The organism is Streptomyces aureoversilis, from assembly GCF_042657885.1.
In the GTDB taxonomy this organism is placed as follows: domain Bacteria; phylum Actinomycetota; class Actinomycetes; order Streptomycetales; family Streptomycetaceae; genus Streptomyces; species Streptomyces aureoversilis.
The window spans coordinates 210762-224398 of the sequence record NZ_JBHSKJ010000003.1 but is presented as its reverse complement, the minus strand read 5'-3'; the positions used below and the strand labels follow the sequence as shown (position 1 = coordinate 224398).

Sequence of the window (13637 nt, the reverse complement as noted above, 5' to 3'; positions counted from 1 at the left end):
TCCGGGGTGCCGCCGGGGGTGGTGGTCGCCACTTCTGGCGCGCGGGGCATCATGACAGCACGTCATGCACTCGCTACCCTCGGCGCTGACAACGATGTCGGCATCCTACGTGGCGTCACCCGAGGGGCGTGGACGATGAGATGGACCGGACACCTGCGCTCGCGCACCTGCGCGGCCGCACTCGCTCTCGCGGCGGTACTGGGCGGGGGCTCGCTCGCGGCCCCCCGGCCGGCCGCCGCGGCCGACGGCCTGACCGGACTGGTCAACACCTTCATCGGCACCCAGAACGAGGGCAACACCTTCCCCGGAGCCGCCGTGCCGTTCGGCATGGTGCAGCTCTCCCCCGACACCGGCCACAGCACGGGCTACGACTACAAGCACGACCGCATCCGCGGCTTCAGCACCGTGCACCTGTCCGGGGTGGGCTGCCGCCTCGGCGGCGACCTGCCCGTCCTGCCCACCACGGGTGACGTCACGCGCACCGACAACGCCCGCTACGCCGCCGCCTTCAGCCACCGCGACGAGAGCGCCCGCCCCGGCTACTACCGGGTCGGGCTGTCCTCCTACGGCGGCATCACCGCCGAGCTGACCGCGGGCCGCCGCACCGGCCACCAGCGCTACACCTTCCCGGCCACCGGCAAGGCCAACGTGCTGCTGAACACCGGGCAGTCGCTGCACCGCACCGTCTCCACCACCGTCGAGGTCCTCGACTCCCGCACCGTCCGCTCGGCCGTCACCGGCCGCGGCTTCTGCCAGGACACGCGCCCGTACACGGTGTACACGATCACCCGCTTCGACCGGCCCTTCACCACCTTCGGCACCTGGAACGGCGACAAGGTCTCCGAAGGCACGCGCAGCTCCACCTCCGCCGGCCGCAACGGCGCCTGGGTGCGCTTCGACGCCACCCGCGACCGCACGGTGGAGGCCACCACCGCCATCAGCTACGTCGACGCCGCCGGCGCCGCCGGGAACCTGCGCGCGGAGGACGACGGCTTCGACCGCACGGCCCGGGCCGCGCGCGAGGCGTGGGAGCGGCGCCTGGACGACGTCCGCGTGCAGGGCGGCTCGGCGGCGCTGCGCCGCACCTTCTACTCCTCGCTCTACCGCGCCTTCCTCGCCCCCACCGTCGGCAGCGACGCCGACGGCCGCTACACCGGCTGGGACGGGAGGATCCACCGCGCCCGCGGCTTCACCTACTACCAGAACTGGTCGCTGTGGGACACCTACCGCACCCAGGCGCAGCTGCTGGCGCTGCTGGCGCCGGACGAGTCGCGGGACATGGCGCTGTCGGTGCTGCAGGTCGAGGCGGACGGCGGCTGGCTGCCCAAGTGGGGCTACGGCACCGTCGAGACGAACATCATGACCGGTGACCCGGTCACCCCCTTCCTCACCAACGCCTATCAGCACGGGCTGCTCAAGGGCCACGAGGAGGAGGCCTACCGGGTGCTGAAGAGGAACGCCGACGGGGTGCCGCCCAAGGACTCCCCGTACGTGGGCCGGGACGGCAACGACCGCTACATCCGCGACGGTTACGTGCCCTGCGTGCCCGGCAGGCCCAAGGAGAAGCCGGGCGACTCCGACGTCCACCAGGGCGGCTCGGCGACGCTGGAGTACGCACTCGCCGACGGGATGCTCGCGAAGATGGCCCGCTCCCTGGGCCACCGCGCCGACGCCGAGCGCTACGCCGCCCGCTCCCGGAACTACCGCAACGTCCACGACCCCGCCACGGGCTTCTTCCGGGCCCGGGGCGCCGACGGCGCGTTCATGGGCCCCGCCGACCCGGCGAAGAGCGTCTGCTTCCACGAGGGCACCGCGTGGCAGTACCAGTGGCTGGTGCCGCAGGACCTGCCGGGGATGATCGACCTGATCGGCGGCAGGGCGGCGGCGAACACCCGGCTCGACTCCTTCTTCGCCTACGACCGGCTCCTGAAGGACCCGGCGCGCACCGCCCGCGAGGTGTGGGTCCACGGCCCGTACGACTACTACAACGCCGACAAGTACAACCCGCAGAACGAGCCCGACCTCATCGCCCCGTACACGTACCTCTCGACCGGCCAGCCCTGGAAGACGACGGACGTCGTGCACGCCGCGCTCACCCTCTTCACGGACGCGCCGACCGGGATGACCGGCAACGACGACCTGGGCACGATGTCGGCGTGGATGGTGCTCTCCGCCATCGGCGTCTTCCCCGTCCAGCCGGGCGCGGACGTGTGGGGGCTCAGCACCCCGGTGTTCGACCGGGTGGACCTGAACCTCGACGGGGAGCGGTTCACCGTGACCGCCCCGGGGACCTCCGACCGGGAGCGCTACGTGCAGTCGGTGCGCCTCGACGGCGACCCCTACGGGCGCACGTACCTGACGTCGCGGCAGATCACCGGGGGCGGGAAGCTGGACTTCACGGTCGGCGCGTCCCCCTCGGGCTGGGGCACCGAAGCCCGGGCGGCGGCGCCCGCCATCGGCTGAACCCTGCCCGCCGACGCGGGGCGGCGCCTTCCGTCGCCGCCCCCGCCGGGCCATGATGTCGGCGATGATCCGCCGTCAGCGCCGACGAGAGGACATGACATGGCCGGGCTCCGGACGGGACATGGCGTGCTGCGCCGCAAACCGATCGAGACGATCGAGGAGGCGGAGGAGACCGAGGCGCACGGCGAACACCTGACCAAAACGCTGGGCCTGTGGCAGCTCACGGCGATCGGCGTCGGCGGCATCATCGGCGCGGGCATCTTCAGCCTCGCGGGCACCATCGCCAACGGCGTCGCCGGGCCGGCCGTGCTCGTCTCCTTCCTCATCGCGGGCGTTGCGAGCGCGGCCGCGGCCTTCTCGTACGCCGAGTTCGCGGGCCTGATCCCGCGGGCCGGCTCCGCCTACACCTACGGCTACGCGGTGCTCGGCGAGATCGGCGGCTGGTTCATCGGCTGGGACCTGCTGCTGGAGTACACGGCGATCGTCGCTGTGGTCGCCATCGGCATCTCCGGCTACATCAACTTCCTGCTCGGGGAGCTGAACGCCGAGCTGCCCGCCTGGATGCTGGGCGCGCCCGGGACGGGCGAGGGGCACCGGGTGGACCTGTTCGCCGCGGCGCTGTGCCTGCTGATCGCCTGGCTCCTGACCATGGGCATCAAGAACGCGGCCCGGTTCGAGACCGTGGTCGTCGGCCTGAAGATCCTGGTCGTGCTGCTGGTGGTCGTCGTGGGCTTCTTCCACGTCAAGAGCAGCAACTACACGCCGTTCTTCCCGTTCGGGGTCAGCGGGGCCTTCACCGGCGCGGCCACGGTCTTCTTCGCCGTCTTCGGCTACGACGCGATGTCCACGGCGGCCGAGGAGTCCAAGGACGCCCAGCGCCACATGCCGAAGGCGATCCTGTACTCGCTGGCGGTCTCGATGGTGCTGTACGTGCTGGCCTGCCTGGTGCTCACCGGCATGCAGCACTACGAGGACATCGACAAGGCCAGCGGCTTCTCCACCGCCTTCAAGTCGGTGGGGCTCTCGGGCATCGCGGACGTCATCGCGGTCGGCGCGATCATCGGCATCCTCACCGTCATGTTCACCTTCATGCTCGGCGTGACCCGGGTGTGGTTCGCGATGAGCCGCGACGGGCTGCTGCCGAAGTGGTTCTCCAAGACCCACCCGACCCGGCACGTGCCGACGCGCGTGACCTGGATCGTGGGCGTGGTGTCGGCGGCCATCGCGGGCCTGATGCCCATCGGCGAGGCCGCGGAGCTGACGAACATCGGCATCCTGCTGGCCTTCGCGGTCGTGTGCGCGGCCGTGATCGTGCTCCGCTACAGGCGGCCGGAGCTGCCGCGCTCGTTCCGCTGCCCCTGGGTGCCCGTGGTGCCCGGGATCGGGGTCGCCGCGTCGATCTGGCTGATCACCTATCTGGCGTGGCAGACGTGGCTGCGGTTCGCGATGTGGTTCGCGGTGGGGCTGGTGGTGTACTTCGCCTACTCCTACAAGCACTCGGAGCTCGCCCACGCGGACGCCAGGGGAATCCCGCGGGACTGAGCGCCCGGCTCACTTCAGCAGGCGGGACAGCCTGCGGTCGGCCAGCGGCTTGCCGCCCGTCTGGCAGGTGGGGCAGTACTGCAGCGAGGAGTCGCTGAAGGACACCTCGCGGACGGTGTCGCCGCACACGGGGCACGGCTTCCCGGTGCGGCCGTGCACGCGCAGGCCGCTCTTCTTCTCCGCCTTCAGCTCGTCCGCGGCGTGGCCGCGCGCCCGCTCGACGGCCTCGTGCAGCACGGTGCGCAGGGCCCCGTACAGGGCGGCGGTCTCGTCCTCCGTCAGGCTCGCCGCGAGCTTGAACGGGGACGTGCGGGCCGCGTGCAGGATCTCGTCCGAGTAGGCGTTGCCGATCCCCGCGATGACGCTCTGGTCGCGCAGGACGCCCTTGAGCTGCCGCCGCTCGTCGCGCAGCAGGCCGGCGAAGACGCCGAGGGTGAAGTCCGGGGCGAGGGGGTCGGGGCCGAGCCGGGCGACGCCGGGCACCTCGGAGACGTCCCGCACGCAGTAGGCGGCGAGCCGCTTCTGGGTGCCCGCCTCGGTGACGTCGAAACCGCCGCCGCCCGTCAGCCGTACGCGCAGCGCCAGCGGGCCCTTGCCGGGGCGCGGCGGCGCCTCGGGCAGGCTCTCCTGCCAGCGCAGCCAGCCGGCGCGGGCCAGGTGCAGGACGAGGTGCGGGCCGTCGCCGGTGGCGAGGTCGAGGAACTTGCCGTACCGGCGCACGCCGCTGACCTCCCGCCCCTCCAGGGCGGTGAGCGGCGGGTCATAGGTCTTGAGCACACTCACGGCCACGGGCAGCACGCGCTCGACCGTACGCCCCACAAGACGCCCGGCGAGAAACCCGGCAAGAGCCTCGACCTCCGGCAACTCCGGCATGGCTCCAGTCTGCCGCAGCGGGGGAAGGCGGCAAGCGGGGCGCCGCCGGGGACGGCCGGGCGGTCGGGCGCGCCCCCGTGGTCGCGATGGCCGAGGCCGGCCGGGGCGGGTGACCCGACCCGCCGGCGGACGCTCACCACCGGGAGTGTGCCGCGCTCCGAACGGACGGAGGCCGCGAGCCGGCGGGCGCGGCCGCCGGCGCCGAGAGGGCCGGCGCGGCCGACGCGCCCCGGCCGGGTGGCCCGTGCGGGCGGCCCGGCAGCATTTCTTCCGCCGCAACGGCGATCAACCACGACGGCGCGCTCCGGCGGTGCCGGTGCCACCGCAGCCGTCGTCCGGCGGGCGGCGGCGTCAGCTGACGGGCGCGTTCCAGTCGACGCGGTAGGACGTCAGCCAGTCGTCGGCGCCGTCGGAGTTCGCGGGCGTCCGCGGCTGCTCGGGTGGGGTGGCGATGCGGCTCGCCATGGCGGCGCTGAGGGCCACCACGCGCTCCACGCGTTCGCGCCGCAGGCGTTCGTACGCGGCGAAGGCCTGCCGCGGGCCGGGCAGGTCGCGCAGGCAGCGGGCGAGGGTGACGCTGTCCTCGATGGCCATCGAGGCGCCCTGGGCGGCGTTGGGCGCGGTGGCGTGGACGGCGTCGCCGACGAGGACTGCGCGGTCGCCGTGCCAGACGGGGAGGGTGGGGATGTCGTAGGCGTTCACGCCGACGACGGCGTCACCGGTGGCGGCGACGAGGCCGGTCACAGGGGTGCGGTCGCCGGCGAAGGCGTCCAGGACGCGCTGCCGCCACCCGGCGGGGGTGATCGCGGCCAGCGCCGGCCGCGCCTGCTCGGGCGCGGGGATGTTGGCGAACCAGTACGTGGTGCCGTCCGGTGCGCTGGTGCAGCCGAAGAAGGCGCGCTGCCCGTGGACCATCCGGTAGGTGCGGTCGGGGACGGCGTGCGCGGCGTCCTGCGTACGGCCGCAGATCGTGAGCTGGCCGGTGTGGCGGGGCGGGGGCGCGGCGGGGTCGAGGAGGGTGCGGGTGCGGGAGTGGATGCCGTCGGCGCCGATGAGGACGTCGCCCTCGGCGCGGGTGCCGTCCGCGAAGTACGCGACGACGCCGTCGGGGCCGGTCGTGGCGTCCACGAGGCGCTTGCCGTACACGACGCGCACGCCGCGGCGGACGGCTTCGTCGCGCAGCGCCCGGTAGAGCGCGGCGCGCTGCAGGGTGCGGGGGCTCAGGCCGTCGTCCCCGGCGCCGGTGAGAGGCCGGGCGCCGAGCCGGTCCCCCGCGGGGCCGAGGAATTCGACGGTGTCGGCGGGGAAGGAGCAGTCGAGCACGGGCCCGTCGGCTCCGACGGCACGCAGCGCGGCGAGGCCGTTGGCGAAGAGGACGAGGAACGCCCCGAGATGGTCCGCGCCGGTCGGATGGGCTTCGTGGACGGTCGCTTCGATGCCGGCGCGCCGCAGCGCCATCGCGGTGACGGGCCCGGCGATGCCGCCGCCGATGACCAGGGCGTGGGTCATGCTCCGAGCGTAGCCGGGGAGGGGGGCGGTGCGTCCAGAGCGCGTCGGCACGTGCTCCCCGGCCCCGGGCCTCCGTTCGGGGCGCCGCGGGGATAGGGCGCAGCCGTCCGCCGCCGCCTGCAGGGATGCAGTGTCGACCCGGCAGAGGGCGCTGCGTCCAGAGCGCGTCGGCGCGAGCTCCCCGGCCCCGGGCCCCCGTTCGAGGCACGGCGAGGATCAGCGGCGGTCCCCCGGCCGGCGCATCCTCGAAACGCGGGGACCGGACACGGCCGTCCACCGCCACCCGCAGGAATGCAGCGTCAGCCCGGCAGAGGGCAGTGCGTCCAGGGCGTCCCGGCGCCTGCGCCCCTGCCCCGAGCCCCCGTTCGGGGCGCCGCGGGGATCGGCGGCGGTCCCCCGGGCTGCGGGCGGGCGTGGAGCGGGCCGGATTCCCGGCACCTGTGGTGGTGGCCGGGGCCCGGCGACGCGGGAGACCGCCGGGCGGGCCTGCGGCACGCGGCGGAGGCGGCGGCCCAGGGGCTGCCGGCCGGACCGGCCCTGGCGCGACGTGCGATGGCTCGGCGTCGACGTCCTGCTGTGGCGGCTGCGCTCGCAGGCAGTGGCCTCGGCGAGGCGGCGGCCTGCTCGCGCATGATCAGCCGCCGTCCCCTGCGGACGCCTTCGCGCGGCGTGGGGCCGGACGCGGTCACCCGGCCGGAACCTCCGCGCGGCGCGGAGGTCAGCCCGCGCCTGCGGCCAAGGCCTCCGCCAGGTAGCGCGCCGTCACGCTTCCGGCGGCCCCGGCCACTTCCCGCGGCGTCCCGGCCGCCACCACGCGCCCGCCCGCGGCGCCGCCGCCGGGCCCGAGGTCGAGGACGTGGTCCGCGCCCGCGGCGACCGTCATGTCGTGTTCCACCACGACGACCGTGTTGCCGGCGTCGACGAGGCCGTGCAGCTGGCGCATGAGGAGTTCGGTGTCGGCGGGGTGCAGGCCGGTGGTGGGTTCGTCCAGGACGTAGAGGGTGTGGCCGCGGTGGGTGCGCTGGAGTTCGGTGGCGAGCTTGATGCGCTGGGCCTCGCCGCCGGAGAGCTCGGTGGCGGGCTGGCCGAGGCGCAGGTAGCCCAGGCCGACGTCCTGGAGCGTGCGCAGGCCGCGCCGGGCGGCGGGCACGTCGGCGAGGAAGTCCGCGGCGGCGTCGACGGTCATGCCGAGGACTTCGGCGATGTTCACGCCCCTGTAGGTGATCTCCAGCGTCTCGGGGTTGTAGCGCGCTCCCCCGCACGCGGTGCACGGCGCGTACGAGCCGGGCAGGAAGAGGAGTTCGACGGCGACGAACCCCTCGCCCTGGCAGGTCCCGCAGCGGCCGGCGGGGACGTTGAAGGAGAACCGGCCCGCGGTGTAGCCGCGTTCGCGGGCGCCGTCCGTCGCGGCGAAGACCTTGCGCACGGCGTCGAAGAGGCCCGTGTACGTGGCGAGGTTGGAGCGCGGGGTGCGGCCGATGGGCTTCTGGTCGACGCGCACGAGGCGGTCGACGGCGGCCAGGCCTTCGGCCGCGAACGCGCTGCCGTGGCCTTCGAGGGGCCGGCCCTCCAGCCGGGCCGCGACGGCGTCGGCGAGCACCTGCCCGACCAGCGTGGACTTCCCGGAGCCGGAGACGCCCGTCACGGTGGTGAAGACGCCGAGCGGGAACTCGGCGTCGAGCCCGCTCAGGTTGTGCCGCGTGACGCCGCGCAGCCGCAGCGCGCCGGAGGGCTCCCGGGGCGTGCGGGGCGCGGGGGCCTCCTCCGCGAACACGAAGCGGCGGGTCGCGGATTCGGCCACGTCGGCGAGGCCCGCCACCGGGCCGCTGTAGAGGATCTCCCCGCCGTGCTCCCCGGCCCCCGGGCCGACCTCGACGATCCAGTCGGCGCGGCGCACCACGTCCATGTGGTGCTCGACGACGAACAGCGAGTTGCCCGCGGCCTTGAGCCGGTCGAGGACGGTCAGCAGGGCGGCGCTGTCGGCGGGGTGCAGGCCGGCGGAGGGCTCGTCGAGCACGTACACCACGCCGAAGAGGCCCGAGCGCAGCTGGGTGGCGAGCCGCAGCCGCTGCAGCTCGCCGGCGGACAGGGTGGGGGTGGGCCGGTCCATGGCGAGGTAGCCGAGGCCGAGTTCGGTGAGGACCTCGATGCGGGCGACGAGGTCCTGCGCGAGGGTCGCGGCGACGCCGTCGCCCGCGCGGGCGGGGCGGAGCGTCGCGGCGAGGTCGGACAGCGGCAGCGCGGCGAGCCCGGCGATGTCCTGCCCCGCGAAGGTGACGGCCAGCGCCTCCGGGCGCAGCCGCCTGCCGTGGCAGACCGGGCAGGCGGCGCTGACCAGGTGCCGCTCGGCGCGGGCGCGCAGCGCGGCGCTCTTGGAGTCCGCGGCGGTGTGCAGGACGTAGCGGCGGGCGCTCATGTAGGTGCCCTGGTAGGGGCGCTGGATGCGCTCGGCGTCCCGGACGGGGTGGACGGTGACGACCGGCTGCTCGTCGGTGAACAGGATCCAGTCCCGGTCCTTCTGCGGGAGCTCGCTCCAGGGCCGGTCGACGTCGTGCCCGAGCGCGTCGAGGATGTCCCGCAGGTTCTTCCCTTGCCAGGCGCCCGGCCAGGCGGCGATCGCTCCCTCCCGGATCGACAGGGAGGGGTCGGGGACGAGCGACTCCTCGGTGACCCGGTGCACCCGCCCGAGGCCGTGGCACTCCGGGCAGGCGCCCGCGGCGGTGTTGGGCGAGAAGGCGTCGGAGTCGAGCCGCTCGGCTCCTTCGGGGTGGTCGCCGGCGCGGGAGAACAGCATGCGCAGGGAGTTCGACAGCGTGGTGACCGTGCCCACGGACGAGCGCGAGGTGGGGGCGGAGCGGCGCTGCTCCAGCGCGACGGCGGGCGGCAGCCCGGTGATCTCCTCGACCCTGGGCGCGCCCACCTGGTGGATCAGCCTGCGGGCGTACGGGGCGACGGACTCGAAGTAGCGGCGCTGGGCCTCGGCGTAGACGGTGCCGAAGGCGAGGGAGGACTTCCCGGATCCGGAGACGCCCGCGAAGACGACGAGGGCGTCGCGCGGGACGTCCACGTCGACGGCTTTGAGGTTGTGCTCGCGGGCACCGCGGACGCGGACGTAGGGGTCGTGCATGTGCGCGATTCTATTTGCCCGGTCCGTCCCGGCCCGGTGACCCCGCCGCCGCCCTGCCGGCGGGCACCCGAACACGGCGGCGGGGGATCGATTCAGCCGCTCACGGAAGAGTGACACCGCACATGCCCCGGCGCACCGCGGGGCAGGGTGTCGCCACCTTCAACACCCGCCCACCGAAAGGCCTTTCATGCGCCGCATCGCCGCCGTCGTCCTCGGAGCCGCCTGCTTCCTCGGGGTGAGCACGACCACTGCCACGGCCGCGCCCGACCCCGTGGCCGTGGTCACCTGCGCCACCGGCGACGTCATGGCCCTCGTCGAGCTGCCCGCCCCCGGGGCCCCGCCCGAGGTCCCCCTCGCGCACTGCCTCGCCCCCTGACCCGTACCCGGGCCTCAAGAGCCCGGGCCGGGCGGTCCGCTCGCGCGCACGCCCCGCCTCCGCCACGACGCCCCGCCTCCGCCACGACGGTCCGCCCCGCAACGGCGGCCGTCGCGGTGTCGTGGGTGATGAGCACCGGCCCCGGCCCGCCGGGTTCGCGCACCAGCGCGGTCAGCAGGGCGAGGATCCCCGCCGGGTGACCGCGTCCAGCCCGGGCCGGACCTCGCCGCAGATCAGGACCCGGGGCCAAGCCGCAGGGCCCGGGCCGGGGCGGCCCGCCGGAGCTCGCCGCCGGAGAGTTCGCCGGGGCGCCGCCCCGTGCGGTCCGCGCCGAGGCCCATGCGCACGAGCAGCGCCGGGTCTCCTCCCTAGCCACCGCTCCGCCGAGCGGGAGTGCCTCGCCGGCGACTGCGCGGCGGGCGTGGGGCCCGCCCTGCCGCGCTTGTCGACGGGGGAGACCGCCCGCGACATGGACCCCGTCCGCGCGGCCCGGTGCGGGGGGCTCGCGAGCCGGTTCGTGGCCGGCTTCGGGCCCGTCGAGTTCGACCGCGCGGTCTACCGGATGCTCGGCCGCACCGAGCGCTGGGCGCCCCTCGGCGACGGGCTGCGCACCTCCCTGCGCGTGGGCACGGTCGGCGGCCCGCGCCCCGCCGCCCCTCCCTTCGGCGGCCCGGACTCCCGTACGCACGAGGCGGCCAACCGCACCATGAAGTGCGCCGACGGCCCCGGCCTCGCACCCGGGCGGGTCGTCGCCGAGTCGCCGGCCTCCGCCGACTTCCGCCGGCCGCGCCGCCTCGCCCCCCTGGCCCGTGCCGGCCGGCACCGAGGCGTCGGCCTGCGCGTACTGGCACCACCACCGGAGAGCCGCCCGCGGCCCAACAGCCCGGCCGCTCCCCCGGTCCCGGGCCCGCCGCCTCGCGGCACGACCCCGTCACCCCGTCGCCCCGTCACCCCGTCCGAGGGCGCCCGGGCCACGCGGCGCGCGCTGCCCGGATCCCGGCCGGTCACGCTGGAGAACGACCGCTCGCACGGCGTCTGCGCCGGCCGGGGCAGCGCGTGCGTGGACGATGCCGTCGCCGCCCGTCCGGTGGACGGCACGGCGCCCGGCGGGGATCTGCTCCGCCAGGGTCCGGGCCTGCCGGAAATCCCTTGACGGCAGGGGTGTTACGTATAACCATTCCCTCGTGATCTCACCCACGCGAGCGTCAGCGCCGGACATGGCCACCCGGTGGCCGAGGGAGTCGACGAGCGGCGAGGACTCCCCATGAGCTACGCGGACCTGCTGCGCGGCCCCCACGTGACCAGGCTGCTCCTGGGCAGCCTCGTCGGGCGGCTGCCGAGCGCGATGGCCTCCGTCGCCGTACCGCTGGCCCTCCGTCAGGCGGGGGCGTCCTACGGGTTCGTGGGCGTGGCGGTGGGCGTGTTCGCCATCGCCTCCGCGATCGGCGGCCCGCTGCTGGGCCGTCTCGTGGACCGGGCGGGCCAGCCGCTCGTCCTGCTGCCCACCGCCCTCGTGGCGGCCGTGGGCTTCGCGGTCGTGGCGATCGCGCCCGGCAGCCGCACGGCCGTCCTCGCCGGAGTCGCGCTCGCCGGAGCGGCAACGCCGCCGCTGGAGCCGTGCCTGCGGGCCCTGTGGCCGGACATCGTCGCGCCCGGGAAGCTGGAGGCGGCCTACGCCCTGGACTCCGCCTCGCAGGAGCTGGTCTTCGTCGGCGGGCCCCTGGTGGTGGCCGGCGGGGTGGCCGTCGCCTCGCCCGAGGCGGCGCTGTGGGCAGGTGCGCTCCTGGGCATCGCCGGAGTGCTCGTCGTCGCCACAGCCCCGCCCGCCCGGGTCTGGAAGGCGCCCGCCCGCTCCGGCGACTGGCTCGGCCCGCTGCGCAGCCGCGGCCTGGTAGTGCTGCTCACGGGCCTCACGGGCGCGGGCGTGGCCATCGGCACGCTCAACGTCCTCGTCGTCCACTACGCGGAGGACCACCGGCTGCCCGGCGGTGCCCCCACGCTCCTCGCGCTCAACGCCCTCGGCGCGCTGATCGGCGGGCTGGCCTACGGGGCCGTGCGGCACTGGCGGGTGGCGCCGCCGCGCCGGACGCTGCTGCTGATGCTGGGGCTCACGGCCGGGTACGGGCTGCTGTGCCTGCTGCCCGCGCCGCCGTTCATGGCCGGCCTGATGATCCTCACCGGGCTGTTCCTCGCGCCCGTGCTCACCGTCGTGTTCGTGCTGGTGGGCGAGCTCGCCCCGGCGGGCACCGTCACCGAGGCGTTCGCCTGGCTGGTGACCCTGATGACGGCGGGCGTGGCGCTGGGCTCGGCCGTCGTCGGCACGGTGCTGGAGACGGCCGGGCCCACGTGGGCCGCGTCGTGCGGGGCCGCCGGGCTCGCCGTGGGCGTCCTGGTGATCCTCGCCGGGCAGGCGCACCTCGTCCCGGTGGCGCGGGAGGAGGCCGAAGAGGCGCCCGCCCGCGCCGTCTGAGCAGGGCCGGTGCCGCGACCGGATCCGGCCCGCGATCAAGCCCGGCCCCGCGATCAGGCCCGGCCCCGGCCCTGCGGCGACCGGGCCGGGCGGGACCGGGCCGGTCGGTACCGGACCGGCCGGCGTCAGCTCTCGGCCGCGGCCTGCGTGCGGGCCGCCCAGCGCTGTTCGACCTTGCCGAAGCGCCAGTAGCCGAGGGCCGCCGCCCACACCACCACGAACAGGCCGACGATGACGAAGCCCACGTTGTCGAGGTTCAGGCCGGCGATCCAGCCGCTCACCGCGTCGTCCAGCCCCAGCTTCTCGTGCAGGACGCCGACCAGTTCGATGGTGCCGATGAGGAAGGCCACGGCGATGGACAGGCCGGTGATCGTGAGGTTGTAGTAGACCTTGCGGACCGGGTTGGAGAACGCCCACTGGTAGGCGAAGTTCATGAACGTGCCGTCGAGCGTGTCGAACAGGCTCATGCCCGCGGCGAACAGCAGCGGCAGGCACACGATCGCGTACCAGGGCAGGCCCGCGGCGGCCCCGCTGCCCGCCATCACCATCAGCGTGACCTCGGTGGCGGTGTCGAAGCCGAGCCCGAAGAGGAAGCCCAGCGGGTACATCTGCCCCGGCCGGGTGATGGAGCGGGTGAAGCGGCCGAGGATGCGGTTCATGAAGCCGCGCGAGTCCAGGTGCTGCTCCAGCTCGGCCTCGTCGTAGCGGCCCTCGCGCATGGCGCGGAAGATGCGCAGGATGCCGGCGAGGGCGACGAGGTTGAGCGCGGCGATGAGGTAGAGGAAGCCTCCGGAGACCGTCGTGCCGACGACGCCCAGGGTCTGGTGGGCCGTGGACTCCTCGTCCATCAGCCGCCCCGCGAGCTGGGTGCCGCCGGCCACCAGGGCGGCCATCGCGACGACGACGCTGGAGTGGCCGAGCGCGAACCAGAAGCCGACGGAGACCGGGCGCTTGCCGTCCGCCATGAGCTTGCGGGTGGTGTTGTCGATGGCGGCGATGTGGTCGGCGTCGAAGGCGTGCCGCATGCCGAGGGTGTAGGCGGTGATGCCGAGCCCGACCCCGTAGACCTTCGAGCCGACGGTGTAGTGGTTGGGGACGACGAGCAGGTAGAGCACGCCGAACGCGACGACGTGCAGGGCGGCTATGACGGCCAGCAGACCGGCGGTCCGCACGGTGTCCTCGCGGCGCCAGCGGAAGGCGGGCGCGGGGCCTGCACCGGGACCGGTACCGGTGGAGCCGGGTGAACCGGATGAATCAGCAGTAAGGGACATCTTGGG

Annotated in this window: 9 protein-coding genes; 5 read left to right on the top strand and 4 right to left on the bottom strand. The window is 74.9% G+C overall.

Translation table 11 applies throughout. The annotated features are described in order from the left end of the window. Nucleotides 1–135: 135 nt before the first annotated feature. Together ACFPP6_RS06530 and ACFPP6_RS06525 are read left to right on the top strand one after the other, a co-directional pair. Nucleotides 136–2463, top strand: coding sequence for a GH92 family glycosyl hydrolase (locus ACFPP6_RS06530; protein WP_382038121.1), 2328 nt, complete (start codon nucleotides 136–138; stop codon nucleotides 2461–2463). Nucleotides 2464–2562: 99 nt separating this feature from the next. Further along, nucleotides 2563–4005 carry an amino acid permease gene (locus ACFPP6_RS06525; protein WP_382038119.1) on the top strand — a complete coding sequence of 481 codons (1443 nt, stop codon included), beginning with the start codon at nucleotides 2563–2565 and terminating at the stop codon, nucleotides 4003–4005. Nucleotides 4006–4014: 9 nt separating this feature from the next. On the opposite strand, the gene ACFPP6_RS06520 is transcribed toward ACFPP6_RS06525, so the two are convergent. From ACFPP6_RS06520 to ACFPP6_RS06510, 3 genes are all read right to left on the bottom strand, one after another. Then, on the bottom strand, nucleotides 4015–4878 hold the full coding sequence (locus tag ACFPP6_RS06520) for an Fpg/Nei family DNA glycosylase (protein ID WP_382038117.1): 864 nt from the start codon (nucleotides 4876–4878) through the stop codon (nucleotides 4015–4017). 351 nt (nucleotides 4879–5229) lie between these two features. After that, the gene (locus ACFPP6_RS06515; RefSeq protein ID WP_382038116.1) at nucleotides 5230–6387 is read right to left on the bottom strand and encodes an FAD-dependent monooxygenase; all 1158 of its coding nucleotides are present in this window, start codon (nucleotides 6385–6387) and stop codon (nucleotides 5230–5232) included. Nucleotides 6388–7105: 718 nt separating this feature from the next. Further along, nucleotides 7106–9514 carry an excinuclease ABC subunit UvrA gene (locus ACFPP6_RS06510; protein ID WP_382038114.1) on the bottom strand — a complete coding sequence of 803 codons (2409 nt, stop codon included), beginning with the start codon at nucleotides 9512–9514 and terminating at the stop codon, nucleotides 7106–7108. A 187-nt stretch (nucleotides 9515–9701) separates the two neighbouring features. Between ACFPP6_RS06510 and ACFPP6_RS06505 the strand changes: the two genes are divergently transcribed. The 3 genes from ACFPP6_RS06505 to ACFPP6_RS06495 all read left to right on the top strand — a co-directional run bounded on the left by ACFPP6_RS06505 (nucleotide 9702) and on the right by ACFPP6_RS06495 (nucleotide 12360). Beyond that, entirely contained in the window at nucleotides 9702–9890 is a 189-nt protein-coding gene (locus ACFPP6_RS06505; protein ID WP_382038112.1) for a hypothetical protein, read from the top strand. A gap of 469 nt (nucleotides 9891–10359) precedes the next feature. Next, nucleotides 10360–11043, top strand: coding sequence for an alpha/beta hydrolase (locus tag ACFPP6_RS06500; RefSeq protein ID WP_382038111.1), 684 nt, complete (start codon nucleotides 10360–10362; stop codon nucleotides 11041–11043). Nucleotides 11044–11154: 111 nt separating this feature from the next. Beyond that, on the top strand, nucleotides 11155–12360 hold the full coding sequence (locus tag ACFPP6_RS06495) for an MFS transporter (protein WP_382038109.1): 1206 nt from the start codon (nucleotides 11155–11157) through the stop codon (nucleotides 12358–12360). Nucleotides 12361–12485: 125 nt separating this feature from the next. Here the strand turns inward: ACFPP6_RS06495 and nicT are convergent, their stop codons facing one another. Next, nucleotides 12486–13631 (bottom strand): Nickel transporter NicT, encoded by a 1146-nt coding sequence (nicT, locus tag ACFPP6_RS06490; RefSeq protein WP_382038108.1) that lies wholly within the window; start codon nucleotides 13629–13631, stop codon nucleotides 12486–12488. Nucleotides 13632–13637: the final 6 nt, after the last annotated feature.